The organism is Salinivibrio sp. MA351 (assembly GCF_001996065.1).
GTDB classification, from domain to species: Bacteria; Pseudomonadota; Gammaproteobacteria; order Enterobacterales; family Vibrionaceae; genus Salinivibrio; species Salinivibrio costicola.
The window spans coordinates 64,607-78,751 of sequence record NZ_MUFG01000005.1 but is presented as its reverse complement, the minus strand read 5'-3'; the positions used below and the strand labels follow the sequence as shown (position 1 = coordinate 78,751).

The 14,145-nt window shown below is 51.1% G+C and carries 11 protein-coding genes; 2 read left to right on the top strand and 9 right to left on the bottom strand.

Annotated elements, in window-relative coordinates:
- Positions 1-8 precede the first annotated feature (8 nt).
- The 6 genes from apaH to lptD are packed head-to-tail and all read right to left on the bottom strand — an operon-like array spanning position 9 to position 6,692.
- Positions 9-824 (bottom strand): bis(5'-nucleosyl)-tetraphosphatase (symmetrical) ApaH, encoded by an 816-nt coding sequence (apaH, locus tag BZG78_RS04675; RefSeq protein WP_077660518.1) that lies wholly within the window; start codon positions 822-824, stop codon positions 9-11.
- 17 nt (positions 825-841) lie between these two features.
- Positions 842-1,225: a Co2+/Mg2+ efflux protein ApaG gene (gene apaG, locus BZG78_RS04670; RefSeq protein ID WP_021023353.1), complete on the bottom strand. Its 384-nt coding sequence runs from the start codon at positions 1,223-1,225 to the stop codon at positions 842-844.
- A gap of 14 nt (positions 1,226-1,239) precedes the next feature.
- Positions 1,240-2,046: a 16S rRNA (adenine(1518)-N(6)/adenine(1519)-N(6))-dimethyltransferase RsmA gene (rsmA, locus tag BZG78_RS04665; RefSeq protein WP_021023354.1), complete on the bottom strand. Its 807-nt coding sequence runs from the start codon at positions 2,044-2,046 to the stop codon at positions 1,240-1,242.
- Positions 2,043-3,032 (bottom strand): 4-hydroxythreonine-4-phosphate dehydrogenase PdxA, encoded by a 990-nt coding sequence (pdxA, locus tag BZG78_RS04660; protein ID WP_077660517.1) that lies wholly within the window; start codon positions 3,030-3,032, stop codon positions 2,043-2,045. The genes rsmA and pdxA overlap by 4 nt, the downstream gene beginning before the upstream one ends.
- Positions 3,019-4,314 (bottom strand): peptidylprolyl isomerase SurA, encoded by a 1,296-nt coding sequence (gene surA, locus BZG78_RS04655; RefSeq protein ID WP_077576497.1) that lies wholly within the window; start codon positions 4,312-4,314, stop codon positions 3,019-3,021. Before surA ends, pdxA begins: the two co-directional genes overlap by 14 nt.
- 53 nt (positions 4,315-4,367) lie before the next feature.
- Positions 4,368-6,692 carry an LPS assembly protein LptD gene (gene lptD / locus BZG78_RS04650; RefSeq protein WP_077660516.1) on the bottom strand — a complete coding sequence of 775 codons (2,325 nt, stop codon included), beginning with the start codon at positions 6,690-6,692 and terminating at the stop codon, positions 4,368-4,370.
- Positions 6,693-6,846: 154 nt separating this feature from the next.
- Between lptD and djlA the strand changes: the two genes are divergently transcribed.
- Positions 6,847-7,668 carry a co-chaperone DjlA gene (gene djlA, locus BZG78_RS04645; RefSeq protein ID WP_021023359.1) on the top strand — a complete coding sequence of 274 codons (822 nt, stop codon included), beginning with the start codon at positions 6,847-6,849 and terminating at the stop codon, positions 7,666-7,668.
- A 33-nt stretch (positions 7,669-7,701) separates the two neighbouring features.
- Here djlA and BZG78_RS04640 read toward each other — a convergent pair whose 3' ends face one another.
- The 3 genes from BZG78_RS04640 to rapA form a co-directional block, all read right to left on the bottom strand.
- On the bottom strand, positions 7,702-8,682 hold the full coding sequence (locus BZG78_RS04640) for a D-2-hydroxyacid dehydrogenase (protein WP_077660515.1): 981 nt from the start codon (positions 8,680-8,682) through the stop codon (positions 7,702-7,704).
- A 69-nt stretch (positions 8,683-8,751) separates the two neighbouring features.
- Positions 8,752-9,474, bottom strand: coding sequence for a bifunctional tRNA pseudouridine(32) synthase/23S rRNA pseudouridine(746) synthase RluA (rluA, locus tag BZG78_RS04635; protein ID WP_077660514.1), 723 nt, complete (start codon positions 9,472-9,474; stop codon positions 8,752-8,754).
- 45 nt (positions 9,475-9,519) lie between these two features.
- Positions 9,520-12,429, bottom strand: coding sequence for an RNA polymerase-associated protein RapA (gene rapA / locus BZG78_RS04630; RefSeq protein WP_077660513.1), 2,910 nt, complete (start codon positions 12,427-12,429; stop codon positions 9,520-9,522).
- A 315-nt stretch (positions 12,430-12,744) separates the two neighbouring features.
- Here rapA and BZG78_RS04625 point away from each other — a divergent pair, with 315 nt between their 5' ends.
- A complete protein-coding gene (locus tag BZG78_RS04625) occupies positions 12,745-14,118 on the top strand; it encodes a PhoH family protein (RefSeq protein WP_077660512.1) in 1,374 nt (457 codons plus the stop codon).
- The last annotated feature ends 27 nt before the right edge of the window (positions 14,119-14,145 follow it).

Sequence of the window (14,145 nt, the reverse complement as noted above, 5' to 3'; positions counted from 1 at the left end):
CCTTTTGTCTATTCGGCGGGAACGGTAAAGCAGGCTTTATCTTCCCAACGCAGGAGCGTCAACTTTCCTCCCCAGACACAGCCGGTATCTAGCCCATAAAGTTTGGGCTGAATAGTGCCATTCAATGCCGCCCAATGACCAAAGACTACGGCTTGCTCAAGCGGTTGGCGATTAGGTACCTCGAACCATGGTACTAAGCCACTGCCTAAGGCTTGATCAGGGGGGAGTTTGCACTGCATATCCAAACGCCCGTCAGGGGAACAAAAACGCATCCGCGTGAAGCTATTAATAATATAGCGATAACGTGCTACCCCGGTCAGCGTAGCATCCCATTGATCAGGGCTGTCATGGTACATACTCTCCAATAACCAAACTTGGTCTTCACTCCGCAGAATCGCTTCCACCTCACGGGCGCAGGCGACGGCAGTCGATTTATCCCACTGCGGACTGATGCCGGCATGGGTCAGCAGAAACCCGCCGTCTGGTGCGGGTACATCGCGTATTAGCGGCTGTTGAGCCAGCCAGTTTAATAGTCTGTCTGCGTCTGGTGCATCAAAGATAGGTTGCGTTTTATCTTTTGCTTTGACGGGTTTAATCCCATTGGCGACCGCCAGCAAATGGAGATCATGATTGCCCAATACCAACTTTGCGGATTCACCAAGCTGATAAAAATACCGTAAAACTGCGAGGGAATCGGGACCGCGTGCGACGAGATCGCCGACCGAGTAAAGCGTATCTCGGGCCGGCGAAAAGTCAGCTTCAGCCAATAAAGCATGTAGCGCTTTATCGCAGCCGTGGATGTCCCCGACAAGATAGGTAGCCATATGCCTCCTTGGAGGAGTTAGTGAAGAATGTTGGGGAGCGCGAGACGGAAAGGTGCAATATTGACCTTAAAAGACTGCGCATCTTGATCTTGCATGGTATAAAACCCTTGCATCACCCCAACAGGCGTTTCAATGATGGTACCACTGGTATAGGTATACTTTTCGCCTGCGGCAATCTTAGGTTGCTCGCCGACAACACCCTCACCTTCGATTTCCAACTCCTTGCCATTAGCGTCAGTGATCAGCCACTTTCTTCGCATCAACTGTGCGGGGGCGTCTCCTACATTTTTAATCGTGACCGTGTAGGAAAAGACAAAGCGTTCATGGTCTGGTTCCGATTGGTCTTCCACGTATTGAGTGGCGACGTGGACCTCGAATTGCGCGGGTTCAGTGGCTTGCAAGTCAAGACTCCTGTTTATGATGAGTGATTGGCATCTAACCAATTTGCGAGGCTAGAGAATTGCGCCAGTGTCATGTTCTCTGGACGTAAACTGGGATCGATTCCGAGCTCGGTTAAGGTGTCAACATCGACCAGCGATTTGAAACCGTTCCGGATAGTTTTGCGGCGTTGATTAAAGCCTTCACGACAAACACGTTCCAACCACGACAAATTAGTGACTGGATGCGGTAAGGTTTTATGTGGGACGAGGCGAACGACCGCAGAATCAACCTTGGGCGCTGGCTTAAAGGCGCTTGGCGGTACTTCCAGCACGGGCACCACTTTACAGTAGTATTGTGCCATGACCGTGAGGCGGCCATAGGCTTTAGTGCCTGGGCCTGCGGCCAAACGTTTTACCACCTCTTTTTGTAGCATGAAATGCATATCCTGTACGTGGTCAGCAAAGGAAAAGAGATGAAACATCAATGGGGTGGAGACATTGTACGGTAAGTTACCGAAAATGCGCAGAGGCCCCTGCTTTGCCAGCTCAGCGAAATCAAACGCCATGGCATCGGCTTCATGAACTGTCAGCTTTGGTCCCATAAATGGATGGCTTCGCAGGCGCGCGGCAAGATCGCGGTCGAGTTCGACCACGTTGAGGTGATCGACTTGTTCGGTCACCGGTTCGGTCAATGCGCCTAAACCCGGGCCAATCTCTACCAGGTTTTCACCGGATAAAGGATTGATTGCCGCGACAATACCGTCGATGACATACGGGTCGTTTAGGAAGTTTTGTCCGAAACGTTTTCTGGCACGGTGGCCTTGATGGACTTTATCGCTCATGCTTTGCTATCTACTAATTCAATGGCGTGGGAGATGGCCGTCCGCAGGCTTCCTGTATCCGCCGTACCGGTACCCGCTAAATCCAATGCGGTACCATGATCTACTGATGTTCTAACAAATGGGAGGCCCAAGGTGATATTCACCGAGCGCCCAAATCCTTTGAATTTTAACACAGGTAAGCCCTGGTCGTGATACATCGCTAAGACAGCGTCGGCGTCTTGCAAATATTTATCCTGAAAAAGGGTGTCGGCGGGCAGTGGGCCAATAATATCCATGCCTTGTTGGCGTAACTCATCAAGCGCTGGCTCAATGATGTCGATTTCTTCTCGACCCAAGCAGCCGTCCTCTCCCGCGTGCGGATTGAGACCGCAGATATAAATGCGCGGTTGCTTAATGGCGAATTTTTGTTGTAAGTCTTGATGCAAAATCGCAATGACGTCATGCAAGCGCTCACGGGTAATAGCTTTAGCCACATAGGCGAGTGGGATGTGCGTCGTCACCAGCGCGACACGTAAGCCTTCGGTGGCCAGCATCATCACCACTTGGTTGACGTTGGCGTGTTGGGCAAAAAACTCAGTATGACCGCTGAAGGAAACGCCGGCGCGATTAATGATCCCTTTATGGACAGGCCCGGTGACAACCGCTGCAAATTCGCCGGTCATATTTCCTTCTGCCGCACGAGTCAGCGTGTCGAGCACATAGCGACCATTGGCCTCATCTAACTCGCCTGGCACAACATCTGCGCCCATCGGGATATCTGCAACGACCAGCTCCCCTGCTTGATGAGGGCGAGGCCGTGCTGATGGGTCATAGTCCCGCAAACTCACGGCGAGATTGAGCGCTTCGGCTCGCGCTGCCAGCATCTGTTTATTGGCGATGGCTACCAGCTGATGTGGCCAAGAGAGCAGGGCCATTGCTAAGACCAAATCCGGACCAATGCCCGCCGGCTCGCCAGGGGTGATTGCGATACGCTCAGCTGTCATCATTGATCACCTCAACATAGGCACCCGCGCGCAGCTCTTGCAGCCAGGCTTGCGCTTCTTCATTAAATTTGCGGTTAAACAGCATACGGTAAGCACGGTTTTTAACCGCCGCATCGGTTTTATCGACATCGCGACGATCGGTCACTTCAACCACATGCCAGCCATGCACGGTCTTAAAAGGCTCACTAATTTGACCTTTTGGCAAACTATCGACTTTGGCTTTAAACGCGGGCACATAAGCTTCTGTGGTTGACCAGCCTAAGTCCCCCCCGTTAACGGCAGAGCCCGGGTCATCACTATATTGTTTGGCGAGGTCGGCAAAGGTTTGTTCGCCACGCTCGATTTGTGCAATCAGCTGATTGAGCTCTTTTTTCGCTCCTTTATCACTGAGTACGATCGAGGGTTTGATCAAAATATGGCGGGCTTTAACTTCGGTAACGGCGACCGTTTCCAAACCTTGCACATCATCGATTTTCAAAATATGAAAACCCACACCACTGCGAAATGGCCCGATAATAGCGTCTTTTCCTTGGTTGGTAATTTGGTCGGCGAAAATCGTTGGCATTTCTTCTAGGCGCAACCAGCCCCAATCACCGCCATCAAGTGCTTTGGGTCCCTTAGAATATTCCATCGCCAGCTCCGCCACGTTGCCGCCATGACGTAATGTATCGACTAAGCGATACGCTTGCTTTTTCACCGCGTCACGTTCAGCTTTGTCCGCGTCATCATCCAATTTGAGTTGGATGTGAGAGAGCTTATAACGCACTTTTTGCATCTGCTGTTCGTTAAGCTGACTGGCTAATGTCTCAACTTCTTGCGGCAAAATGCTAATACGGCGGCGTACCTGTGCATTGCGCGCTTCTGAAATCGTGAGCTCTCGGCGAACTTGCTCGCGATATTGATCCCATGCGATCCCTTGCTCTGCCATTTTGTCGCGCAGAGCATTCACACTGACTGATTGCTCTTTAGCAATATTTTTGATCGCTTGTTGTAACTGGCTGTCGTCAATTTGGATGCCTAGCCGCTTTGCTTCCTGTAGCTGTAGTTCTTCAACAATGAGTCGCTCGCGCATCTGCTCTTCAAGAACGTCTTGAGGCGGTAATTCACGATCTCCGTTGGCCGCATTACGGGTGACCGTTTGGCGCATGGCCGTCATTTCACTGTTCAGCACCACACCATCATTCACAACGGCGATGACGCGATCTAGCTCTTGAGGTGCTGCTTGGGTTAAGGGGGTCAGCAACACTAAAACGCCAGTGATGAGGGCGTGACTCCATTTGTTCATGCTTTGTCCACTTTTTTTCATAGGTTCAACAGTCCAGACCACAATAAGGCGTGTTAGTTCTTTAATGCAAAGGGATCACGATAACCCAGAGCATTGCCTGAGTCAGTGTTAAAGTTAAAGCCACTGTCAGCTCCCAATCCGAGTAAGCTGAATGACAAGGTAACATTGTTGTCGTAAACCGGATCGGCGTTAATATCAGCGCGCGACATTAAGTATTCGTTGTAACTTAACCCGACGACCCAACAGTCTGAGCGATAGGTGAGGCTAACTTGGTTTTCCAACATGACATCTTGGGTAAGGTCGCGCCAGTATTGGCCTGTAAAACTTAGCCCGCCGCCGAGAGGAAACCCTGTGACGACGCCAGCTTGTGAGAGGCCATCATCGGTGAGCCGGCTGATGTCTCGGTTTGGCAGCGTCGAGACAATATATTCTTGTGCGACGTAGCGATAACTGGTTTGTGCATAAAACTGGCCGCGGCGATATTCAGCAATCGCGTTACCAAACTGCATTTCGCGTAAGTTGCTGTCATATTGCATCGATGCGCGGACAAACAAGTTGTCATCAATGTTGGCTTCCCCTTCTAACGCCCAAGACGAATAATCAAAGGTCTCTGCATCTTGGTTAGACGGTTGGTCAAAGTAGTAAATTTGCCCAAAGGACAAATTCAGACGCTCTTTATATCCGCCATCATAAAAGCGGGTCGTCGCGCCGTAGGTGAGTTGGTTTGCCGGATTAATGTAATCAATGCTACTGAATTGATTACCGCGAAATAGGCCGTAGTAGTCGGTTTGCAAGCGTGCGGTATCATAACCGCCGCCACTAAAGTTGACCGGGTTATAGATACCGTCTTGATCCACATCTTTAATATACAAATACTGGACTTGCGGCTCGATAGTTTGGCTGAAATGACCGCCCATGGCCCAGAAGTTACGCTCTAGGACAACGCCAGAGTGCAGGCGCAGAGTGGGGACTTTTCGCTCGACTGAATGACTCAGCTCCGCATTAGATTCTGCATCCTGAATGGCGCTATCAAAGCGCTGATCATAGTGCGTATACAGCATGCTGGCTTCCGCCGTGGCATTAAACCAAGGGCGGGTATATGGCAGCGTTAGGGTCGGGGCTAAATGTGTCCGGGTGGCTTCGGGTTTATTGGGATCATCGTTAGCAAATACACTAAATTGCGCAGGCACACTAATATCGAGCCAATCCGTGACTTGTGGCGCGTAGTAGTTAAGATCCACTTGTGGCATCAAGCGATAGACACTGGTGCCTTCTGTTAGCGCTTGGAAGTCGCGAACACGAACTGTACTGTTCCAATCTAAACCGCGATAACTGATCTCGCCCGTTTGGAGTAGCGTGTTGTCTTCTCGTTTGCCCACATTAGAGTCCAGGCTCTGAAAGTAAGCGATATCACTGACTTTGCTGTAATCTGCTTCGTAGCGCCAGTGATCTTGTACACCGCTATGTTGCCAGTTGAACCCCCAACGTGAATCGAGCTCGGGGTTGAGTTGATCGTCAGGCAGGTATTCAGAGTAAAGCGACCCGCTTCCTATTGGTGTAAGGTAGCGAATGTTGGTCTTTAATTGAACGCCTCGCTCAGACATATATTTGGGCGTGAGTGTGGCATCCAGTTGCGGATGGATATTCCAATAAAACGGCGTTTCCATCTCGATGCCATCACGATCACTCCAAGTAAGCGACGGATATAAAAAGCCTGTCAGCCGACCTTCTTCTACCGGTACACGCAAATAAGGCAGATAAAAGATCGGGACGTCCATTACCTCAAATCTAGGGTGATAAAGATCAGCAAATAAGCTGCTGTCTTCTTTCTCAATTTTTGAGGCAGAAAACCGCCAGCTTTTATCTTCATCTGGACACGTGGTATAGGTGCCATCCTCAAGCTCGTAGAAGGTGGTGCCGTTTTTAAACACCCGTTTCGCCTCGCCCCGTCCTGGGGTACATAGCATCTTATACTGGGCGTTATTCAGCGTGGTGTCTTCGCTTTCGAGGTTGGCTTGTAGATAATCTGATGTCACCATCATCTGGCCATCATTGAACACCACATCCCCTTGTGCCGTAACGATCCGCTCTGGATCGCGTAAGGTTGCGGTATCGGCCGTCATCTTTCGATGGCCTTGCGTGACTTCGACATTGCCACTATAGATGGCTTTGTCGTTGGTCTGCGCCTCAGCACGATCTGCGACCACACGAATGGGGGCGTTATTCACATCCTGTGTCTGCTCGCTGGCCGGAACGCACTGGGCCTCCTTGTCAGAGCAAGGCTGAGTCGCTGGGTCTGTGTTGGCAAACACAAGGGCTGGGCCGTAGAGCGCCAAGCTGATCATGGTGGCTAAAAAGCTACGTGCAGTCGGTGACATTGAAGAAGACATTCCTGTTTTATCTGATTGCGTGGTGTACACGAAGGCAACGCATCAGTATGCTTTGGCTGCAAAATGCGATTATCATAAATCAATTTGCGCCCGGCATCACCTTTAAATGTGCAGGGTGTGAAACTAGCAATGAGACCATGGCATGCGACTAAATGGCAAGGTAATTGGGGCAATTCTCGGCACATTGTTGGGAGGCCCAATCGGTTTTCTTCTTGGCCTTTTCTTAGGTCATCAGTTTGATAAAGCGAAACAGCGCGCGCGTTTCGGCGGTTTGGGTGGCCAAGGGCCACAAGCACAACGTGTTTTTTTCCATGGCACCTTTGCCGTGATGGGACATATGGCGAAAGCTAAAGGGCAGGTGACGCAACAAGAAATTCAGCTCGCCAGCTTATTGATGGATCGCATGCAGTTGCAAGGTGAAGCTAGGCAACTGGCCCAGCAGGCGTTTCGCGAGGGAAAAGACAGTGACTTTCCGCTGGATGAAACCCTCAACGGTATTCGTGCCTTAAGCCAGGGGCAACGTGACTTATCGCGTGTCTTTTTGGAAATGCAGATACAAGCTGCGTTTGCCGATGGTGAGATCCATCCTAAAGAGCGTGAACTTTTGTATGTAATTGCCGAAAAGCTGGGCTTTTCGCCACAGCAACTGGAACAGCGTCTGCGAATGCAAGAAGCTGCGTTTCGCTTTAGCCAAGGCTATCAAGGCGGCTGGCAGCATCAATCCGATGGCCCCGGTGCGCCGCCGCAGCAGAATGAAATCGACGATGCTTATGATGTATTAGGTGTTGACGCTTCTGCTTCCTCTCAGGAGGTGAAAAAAGCGTATCGGAAACTGATGAATGAGCATCACCCCGATAAATTGATGGCGAAAGGTTTGCCGCCAGAAATGATGGAGATGGCGAAAGAAAAAGCGCAAGAAATCCAAAAAGCGTACGACGTAGTGAAAAAAGCCCGCGATATATAGCGGGCTCGTTAGGTTGATTAATCGTCGCGATCATCAATCAAGCGCATCAATCAGGGTGTGTTGTGGTGCACCACGAAAGAACCCATCAATGTTGGCGATCAGCTGTTGTGCCAGAGTGTGAACGGCTTCGTCAGCGCCCCAAGCAATATGCGGGGTGACAATAAGATTGGGTAATGATGCTGCAACTAACGGATGTGCGTCGGGGGCGGGCTCTTGACTGAGCACATCCAAGCCAGCACCACCAATTTGGCCGCGTTTTAACGCGCATAACAGGGCCTGTTCATCCACGAGATCGCCGCGGCCAGTATTAATCAAAATGGCATGCTGTGGCATCTTGGCCAACACGTCTTGATTAATCAAGTGTCGGGTTTTGTCGGTTAACGGGCAATGCAGCGACAGCACATCAGCCTGTTGAATCACTTGTTCAAAGAGCTGATAGCCTGGCCGGCAATGGCTCGCCCCTTGATGCTCGGCAAACATGACTTTCATGCCTACGGCCTGGGCCAATTGCCCGACCGCTTCTCCTAGTGCGCCTTTGCCAATAATCCCTAAGGTACTGCCAGCAACACTGCCTATCGGGTGAGTAAAAAAGCAAAACTGGCCCCGTTTTTGCCATTCACCTTGACGCACATCGGCATGATAACCCATCAGCTGACGTTTTAAGGCGTAAATCAGAGCCATGACATGCTCGGGCACGGATTGGGTGGCATACCCTTGTACGTTGCAGACTTGTACGCCGTGTGCCTGACAAGCCGCTAAATCGACATTGTTGACCCCGGTTGCCGCGACCGCGATCAGTTTTAGCTTGGGAAGTGCAGTCAGTATTGCTTCATTGATCACGACTTTATTGGTGATTGCCACATCGGCATGTTGCAGGCGATCGATCACGTCACCGGGAGCGGTGGCAGGGTAGGATTGCCAATGATGGGGTTGATGAAGCGTTGGCAGCGTAATGTGAGCAGGAATGGTGTCTCTATCGAGAAAAACCACCTTGATGGGGGTGTGATGAGCCATGTTGTTCTCCGTGTCTCAATGCATGGCCCTAGAATGTGAGATTAGTAGCTTTTCTGCAAACCTTAATGGTCAGCCTGTGAGGTTAGCAGGCGCAAGCTGATACTCACTCGCTAGTCGATTATTCGGCATCTGCGGATAAAATGCGCAGGGCGCTTGAAAGTGCATCGGCGTTTCAGTGACAGGATGCAAAATGCTTAATTCTGCGGCATGCAAATGAAGGCGAGAGGCATACTCAAAGGCTTCTGGCAGCGCATAAAACTCATCGCCGACAATCCCATGCCCAAGGGCCTGCATATGCACACGGAGCTGATGAGAGCGGCCGGTGAGAGGATACAATGCCATTAAGCTTGTCTGTGCATGCTGATGCAAACAGCGGTAGTGCGTTTGCGAGGGCTTGCCGTGTTCAAAACAGACCTTCTGTCTGGGGCGATTGGGCCAGTCGCAAATCAAGGGTAGATCGACATTTCCCTCGTCGTGTATAGGGTGCCCCCACACTTCGGCGTAATACAACTTGGTGGGCACGCGCTCGCGAAATTGCGCTTTAAGGTGTCGCTCAGCGGCTTTGTGCGCGGCAAACGCCATGACGCCAGAGGTCGACATATCTAAACGATGGACCAGCTCTGCGTCCGGGAATTCGGCTTTAACCCGTGACCACGCACTGTCGTAATGCGCAGGATCACGGCCAGGGTTAGCCAATAATCCACTGGGTTTATTAATTACCACCAGATCGGCATCTTGATACAAGATATCGAGCCAAGGTGTAGTGGGAGGATGATACTCAATGATTGCCATATAAGGGTTCGGGGCCGGTTGGCCCCGCCTTCGTTCAAAGGGTGATTATTGGTGGCTGACCACAATCAAACGCAGGGCGTCTAAATCGACTTGTGCGTGTTGAATATGATGCGACAAGGTACTGATCTGATCGCGTAGTGCGTCGAGCTCATCATCACGAATATTGGGGTTAACCGTTTTCAGTGCATCGAGCCGTGCTAAGGCCTGATTCAGCTCGCTGTCCATCTCTTGGTGGGCGGCCGTTTGAATCTCAGACAAGGCTTTTTGGGCCAGCGGTTCGCTTTTCTCAATCAGCTGGTGGACTTGGGCCTGAACCGAGTTGACCATTTTACTGCCTAAATGACGATTCACCGGGCTGAGCTGGCGATGAAACGATTCAAACTCAACGTTGGCTGAGAGATCATTGCCGTTCGCATCCAAAAGCAACCGCACCGGCGTTTGCGGTAAAAAGCGATGAATACCCGACGATTTAGGGGCTTGTGCATCAATGGTGTAAATCAGTTCAACAAACAGGGTTCCCACAGGCAGCGCTTTGTTTTTGAGCAAAGAGACCGCGGTGGTGCCGATGTTTTCGCTCAGCAATAAGTCGATACCGCCACGCACGATCGGGTGCTCCCAAGAGACAAACTGCACATCTTCGCGACTGAGTGCCGTATCGCGGTCGAAGGTCAGTGTGCACCCATCCGTTGGTAGGCCAGGGTAACTGGGCACCATCATCTGCTCCGACGGCTTGACCACGATGGCGTTTTCACCTTTGTCATCTTGATTAACGCCGATGGTATCAAACAGACCGAGCGTGAAGGTGACAAGGCCCGTATCGCCATCTTGATCGGCGATGGTTTGCGCCAGCTTCTTGGCAGCCTCCCCGCCGTGTGAGTGCATCTCGAGCAGTTTATCGCGGCCTTGCTCCATCTCTGCTTTAAGGCGTTGATTCATGGCGGCGCTATCGTGAATGAGCGTATTTAGCGCATCATCATGTTGGTTATTGGCTAACAGGGTTAACAATGTCTCGCCATACTGCTCAAACACCGCACGGCCGGTTGGGCAGGTATCCTCAAAGGCGTCAAGCCCTTCGTGATACCAACGCGCTAAAATGGTTTGCGCTGTGCCTTCAAGGTAAGGAACGTGAATGGCAATATCTTGACGCTGACCAATACGATCAAGGCGACCAATGCGCTGCTCGAGCAAGTCGGGGTTCATCGGTAAGTCGAACATCACCAGCTGATGGGCAAACTGGAAGTTCCGGCCTTCTGAGCCAATTTCAGAGCAAATCAAGACTTGAGCCCCGCCTTCCTCTTGGGCAAAGTACGCTGCCGCTTTATCACGCTCAACAATCGACATGCCTTCATGGAACACGGTGCCACGGATCCCCTCACGCTCGCGCAAGGCCTGCTCAAGCGTCAGTGCGGTTTGCGCGCGTGAGCAAATGATCAGTACTTTGTCGCGACGGTGGGTTTTTAAATAATCCAGCAACCAATCGATACGTGGGTCAAAGCCCCACCAGCTGGCACTATCGCCCTCAAACTGCTGATAAATATCTTCAGGATAAAGATTTTGTACCGCTTTTTGTTCGCTCGAGCTTGTGCCTCCCATCATGCCCGCCACCCGCATGGCAGTTTGATACTGGCTCGGTAACGCCATAGGGTGCATGTGCAGATGTCGGCTCGGGAAGCCACTGATGGCAGCCCGCGTGTTACGGAACAAAACGCGCCCGGTACCGTGGCGATCCATTAAATCATCAATCAGCTGTTGGCGAGCGGTGTGCTTGGTTGCATCATCATCGCTATCAATGGCGCTGAAGCGTTCATCAAGCTCGTCACTTTGCAATAGCGCCCGAATGCTACGTTGGGCATTATCACTTAACGGGGCATCGGCAAGTAGCGCTTCAACCGCCTCGGCGACAGGGGCATATTGTTCGGCTTCTTCAACAAAGGCGTCATAATCATAAAAACGATCAGGGTCGAGCAGGCGTAAACGCGCAAAATGACTTTGCTGACCTAACTGCTCAGGGGTCGCGGTGAGTAACAACACCCCAGGGGTATGCTCAGCAATGCTTTCGATAATCTGATATTCACGGCTCGGTGCCGTTGGTGTCCAGGTTAAATGGTGTGCTTCGTCCACTACCAATAAGTCCCAATGGGTGTCACAGATTTGCTCGACGCGACGCCGGTTTTTGCGTAAAAACTCCAGTGAACATAACACCAGTTGCTGGGTATCAAATGGGTTGGGTGAGTCAGCAAAGGCCTCGACACAGCGCTCTTCGTCAAAAATAGAGAAGTGCAGGTTAAAGCGGCGCATCATCTCGACCAACCACTGATGCTGCAAGGTTTCTGGAACCACGATCAGTACCCGCTCGGCTTGGCCTGCAAGCACTTGCTGGTGAATGATCATGCCCGCCTCAATGGTTTTCCCTAAGCCGACTTCATCCGCGAGCAAAACCCGCGGTGCGTGACGACGACCCACCTCATGGGCAATGTAAAGCTGGTGAGGAATTAACCCAGCACGCATCCCCGTCAACCCCCGTAGAGGGCTACGCAACTGCTGATGCTGATTGGTTAACGCCCGATAACGCAACGCAAAACGATCCATGCGGTCAAGTTGACCGGCAAAGAGTTTGTCTTGCGGCTTGTTAAAGCGGATCTGATGGCTGAGTAAGATTTCGCGCAGCGAGACTTCGTCTTCCTCGGTGTCTTCGCGATAGCCGTAATAGGTCAACACCCCGTCGTTTTCTTCAACGCGCGAGACGGTCATGGTCCAGCCCTCGTGACTTTCTACCTCATCGCCGGGGTTGAACATCACCCGAGTCACGGGCGCATCATGGCTGGCGTACAGCCGTGTTTCATCACTAGCAGGAAACATTAGGGTCACGGTACGGCCATCAACGGACACCACAGTGCCCAGTCCAAGATCATGCTCCGTATCACTGATCCAACGTTGTCCAAGCGCAAATGACATAAGGGAAAACCTCTGAATTAACTCGATTGTCGAAAGACTCGGTGCCGCGCAAACGCAACCCGATTAAATAGTGTGTTATTCAGTGTGGCACTGAAAAAATTGGTCGCCAATAGTACTCGAACTTGTGAGGAGGGTCACGATGAAACTCCATCAATCGCGGCAAAGATCGTCTTGACATACAAACGTCATCAACGCGCGGCAAAGATGAAAACGTGAACTGGCACAATCAAACAAGTTGGGCGATGCGCAACGGCCAGGTCTATGCTTACTTTAAGCGCTGTCATCGACAGTGAATTGCCGACACAGGAGGTGCCTATGGGCGACGCCGACCGGAAGCTGTTTGTATTAGACACTAACATTCTCCTCCACGAACCTTTCGCCATCTATTCCTTCCAAGAACACGATGTCGTGATTCCTATGACCGTCCTCGAAGAGCTTGACCGTATTAAAGATAGCAAGCGTGATGTCTCTCGGGATGCCAGAGTGGCGATTCGTGCCTTGGAAGATATCTTTAAAGAAGCCACACCCGATGAAATTGGCGAGGGCATTGTGGTCGGTAAAGGCGATGCGACGGGTACCGTCTCTATTCTGGCTGATTTTGAGATTAAAGAAACGGTCCATGCCTTTGCTGATAAAGCGGGCGATAATCGCATTTTAAATGCGGTGTTATACCTTCAAACCAAACGCTCACCGCGCAAAGTTGTGCTGGTGACCAAAGATATCAATATGCGCCTGCGCGCCAAAGGGGCGGGGGTGATGTATGTCGAGGATTACCGTACCGACCAACTGATTGATGATGTTCGGTTGCTCACCAAAGGCTTCCATCAATGTGCGGGCAGTTTTTGGGATAAAGTGGGGCAATGCGACAGCCAGGCCTATGGCTCCGAAACACGCCACACATTACCGGCTGAGCTATTAGAAACGCCTTTTGTGAACCAGTACTTATTGGATGAAAGTGACGACTTCGCCGCACGAGTGCAAGCCATTGATGGTGATAAAGCGATCATCAAAGATCTCAGTCGAGAGCGATTAATGCACCGTGCTGCTTGGGATGTTAAACCGAAAAATATCTATCAAGGCATGGCAATGGATGCGTTGCTTGATCCCACAATTGATTTAACCATTCTGACAGGGCCTGCAGGCTGTGGGAAAACGATTTTAGCCATGGCTGCGGCATTAGAGTTAGTGGTAGAAAAGGGCATGTACGATAAGATTATCGTTACCCGTAATACGCCAGATATTGGCGAGTCGATTGGTTTTCTCCCCGGGACAGAAGAAGAGAAAATGCTGCCATGGCTCGGCGCAGTGACCGATACCCTCGAAGCGTTACACATGAATGATGAATGCACCGACGGTTCGATGCGCTACATTATGGAAAAAGCGAATCTGCAGTTTAAATCGATTAACTTTATGCGCGGGCGCTCGATTCAAAACGCGTTTGTGATTTTGGATGAGTGTCAAAACCTGACCGCCTCTCAGCTTAAAACCATTATCACCCGTTGTGGGGAGGGGACTAAGTTAGTGTGCTCGGGGAACTTAGCGCAAATCGACTCTTCCTATTTGACACCTATAACATCCGGACTGACTTACATTGTTGAGCGGTTTAAAAACTTTGAAGGCAGTGCGTGCGTGTACCTCAATGGTGTGGTGCGAAGCCGGCTGGCTGAGTTTGCCGAAGAGAACCTTTAACCATCAAGGTGGCGGCCTCTATGCCGC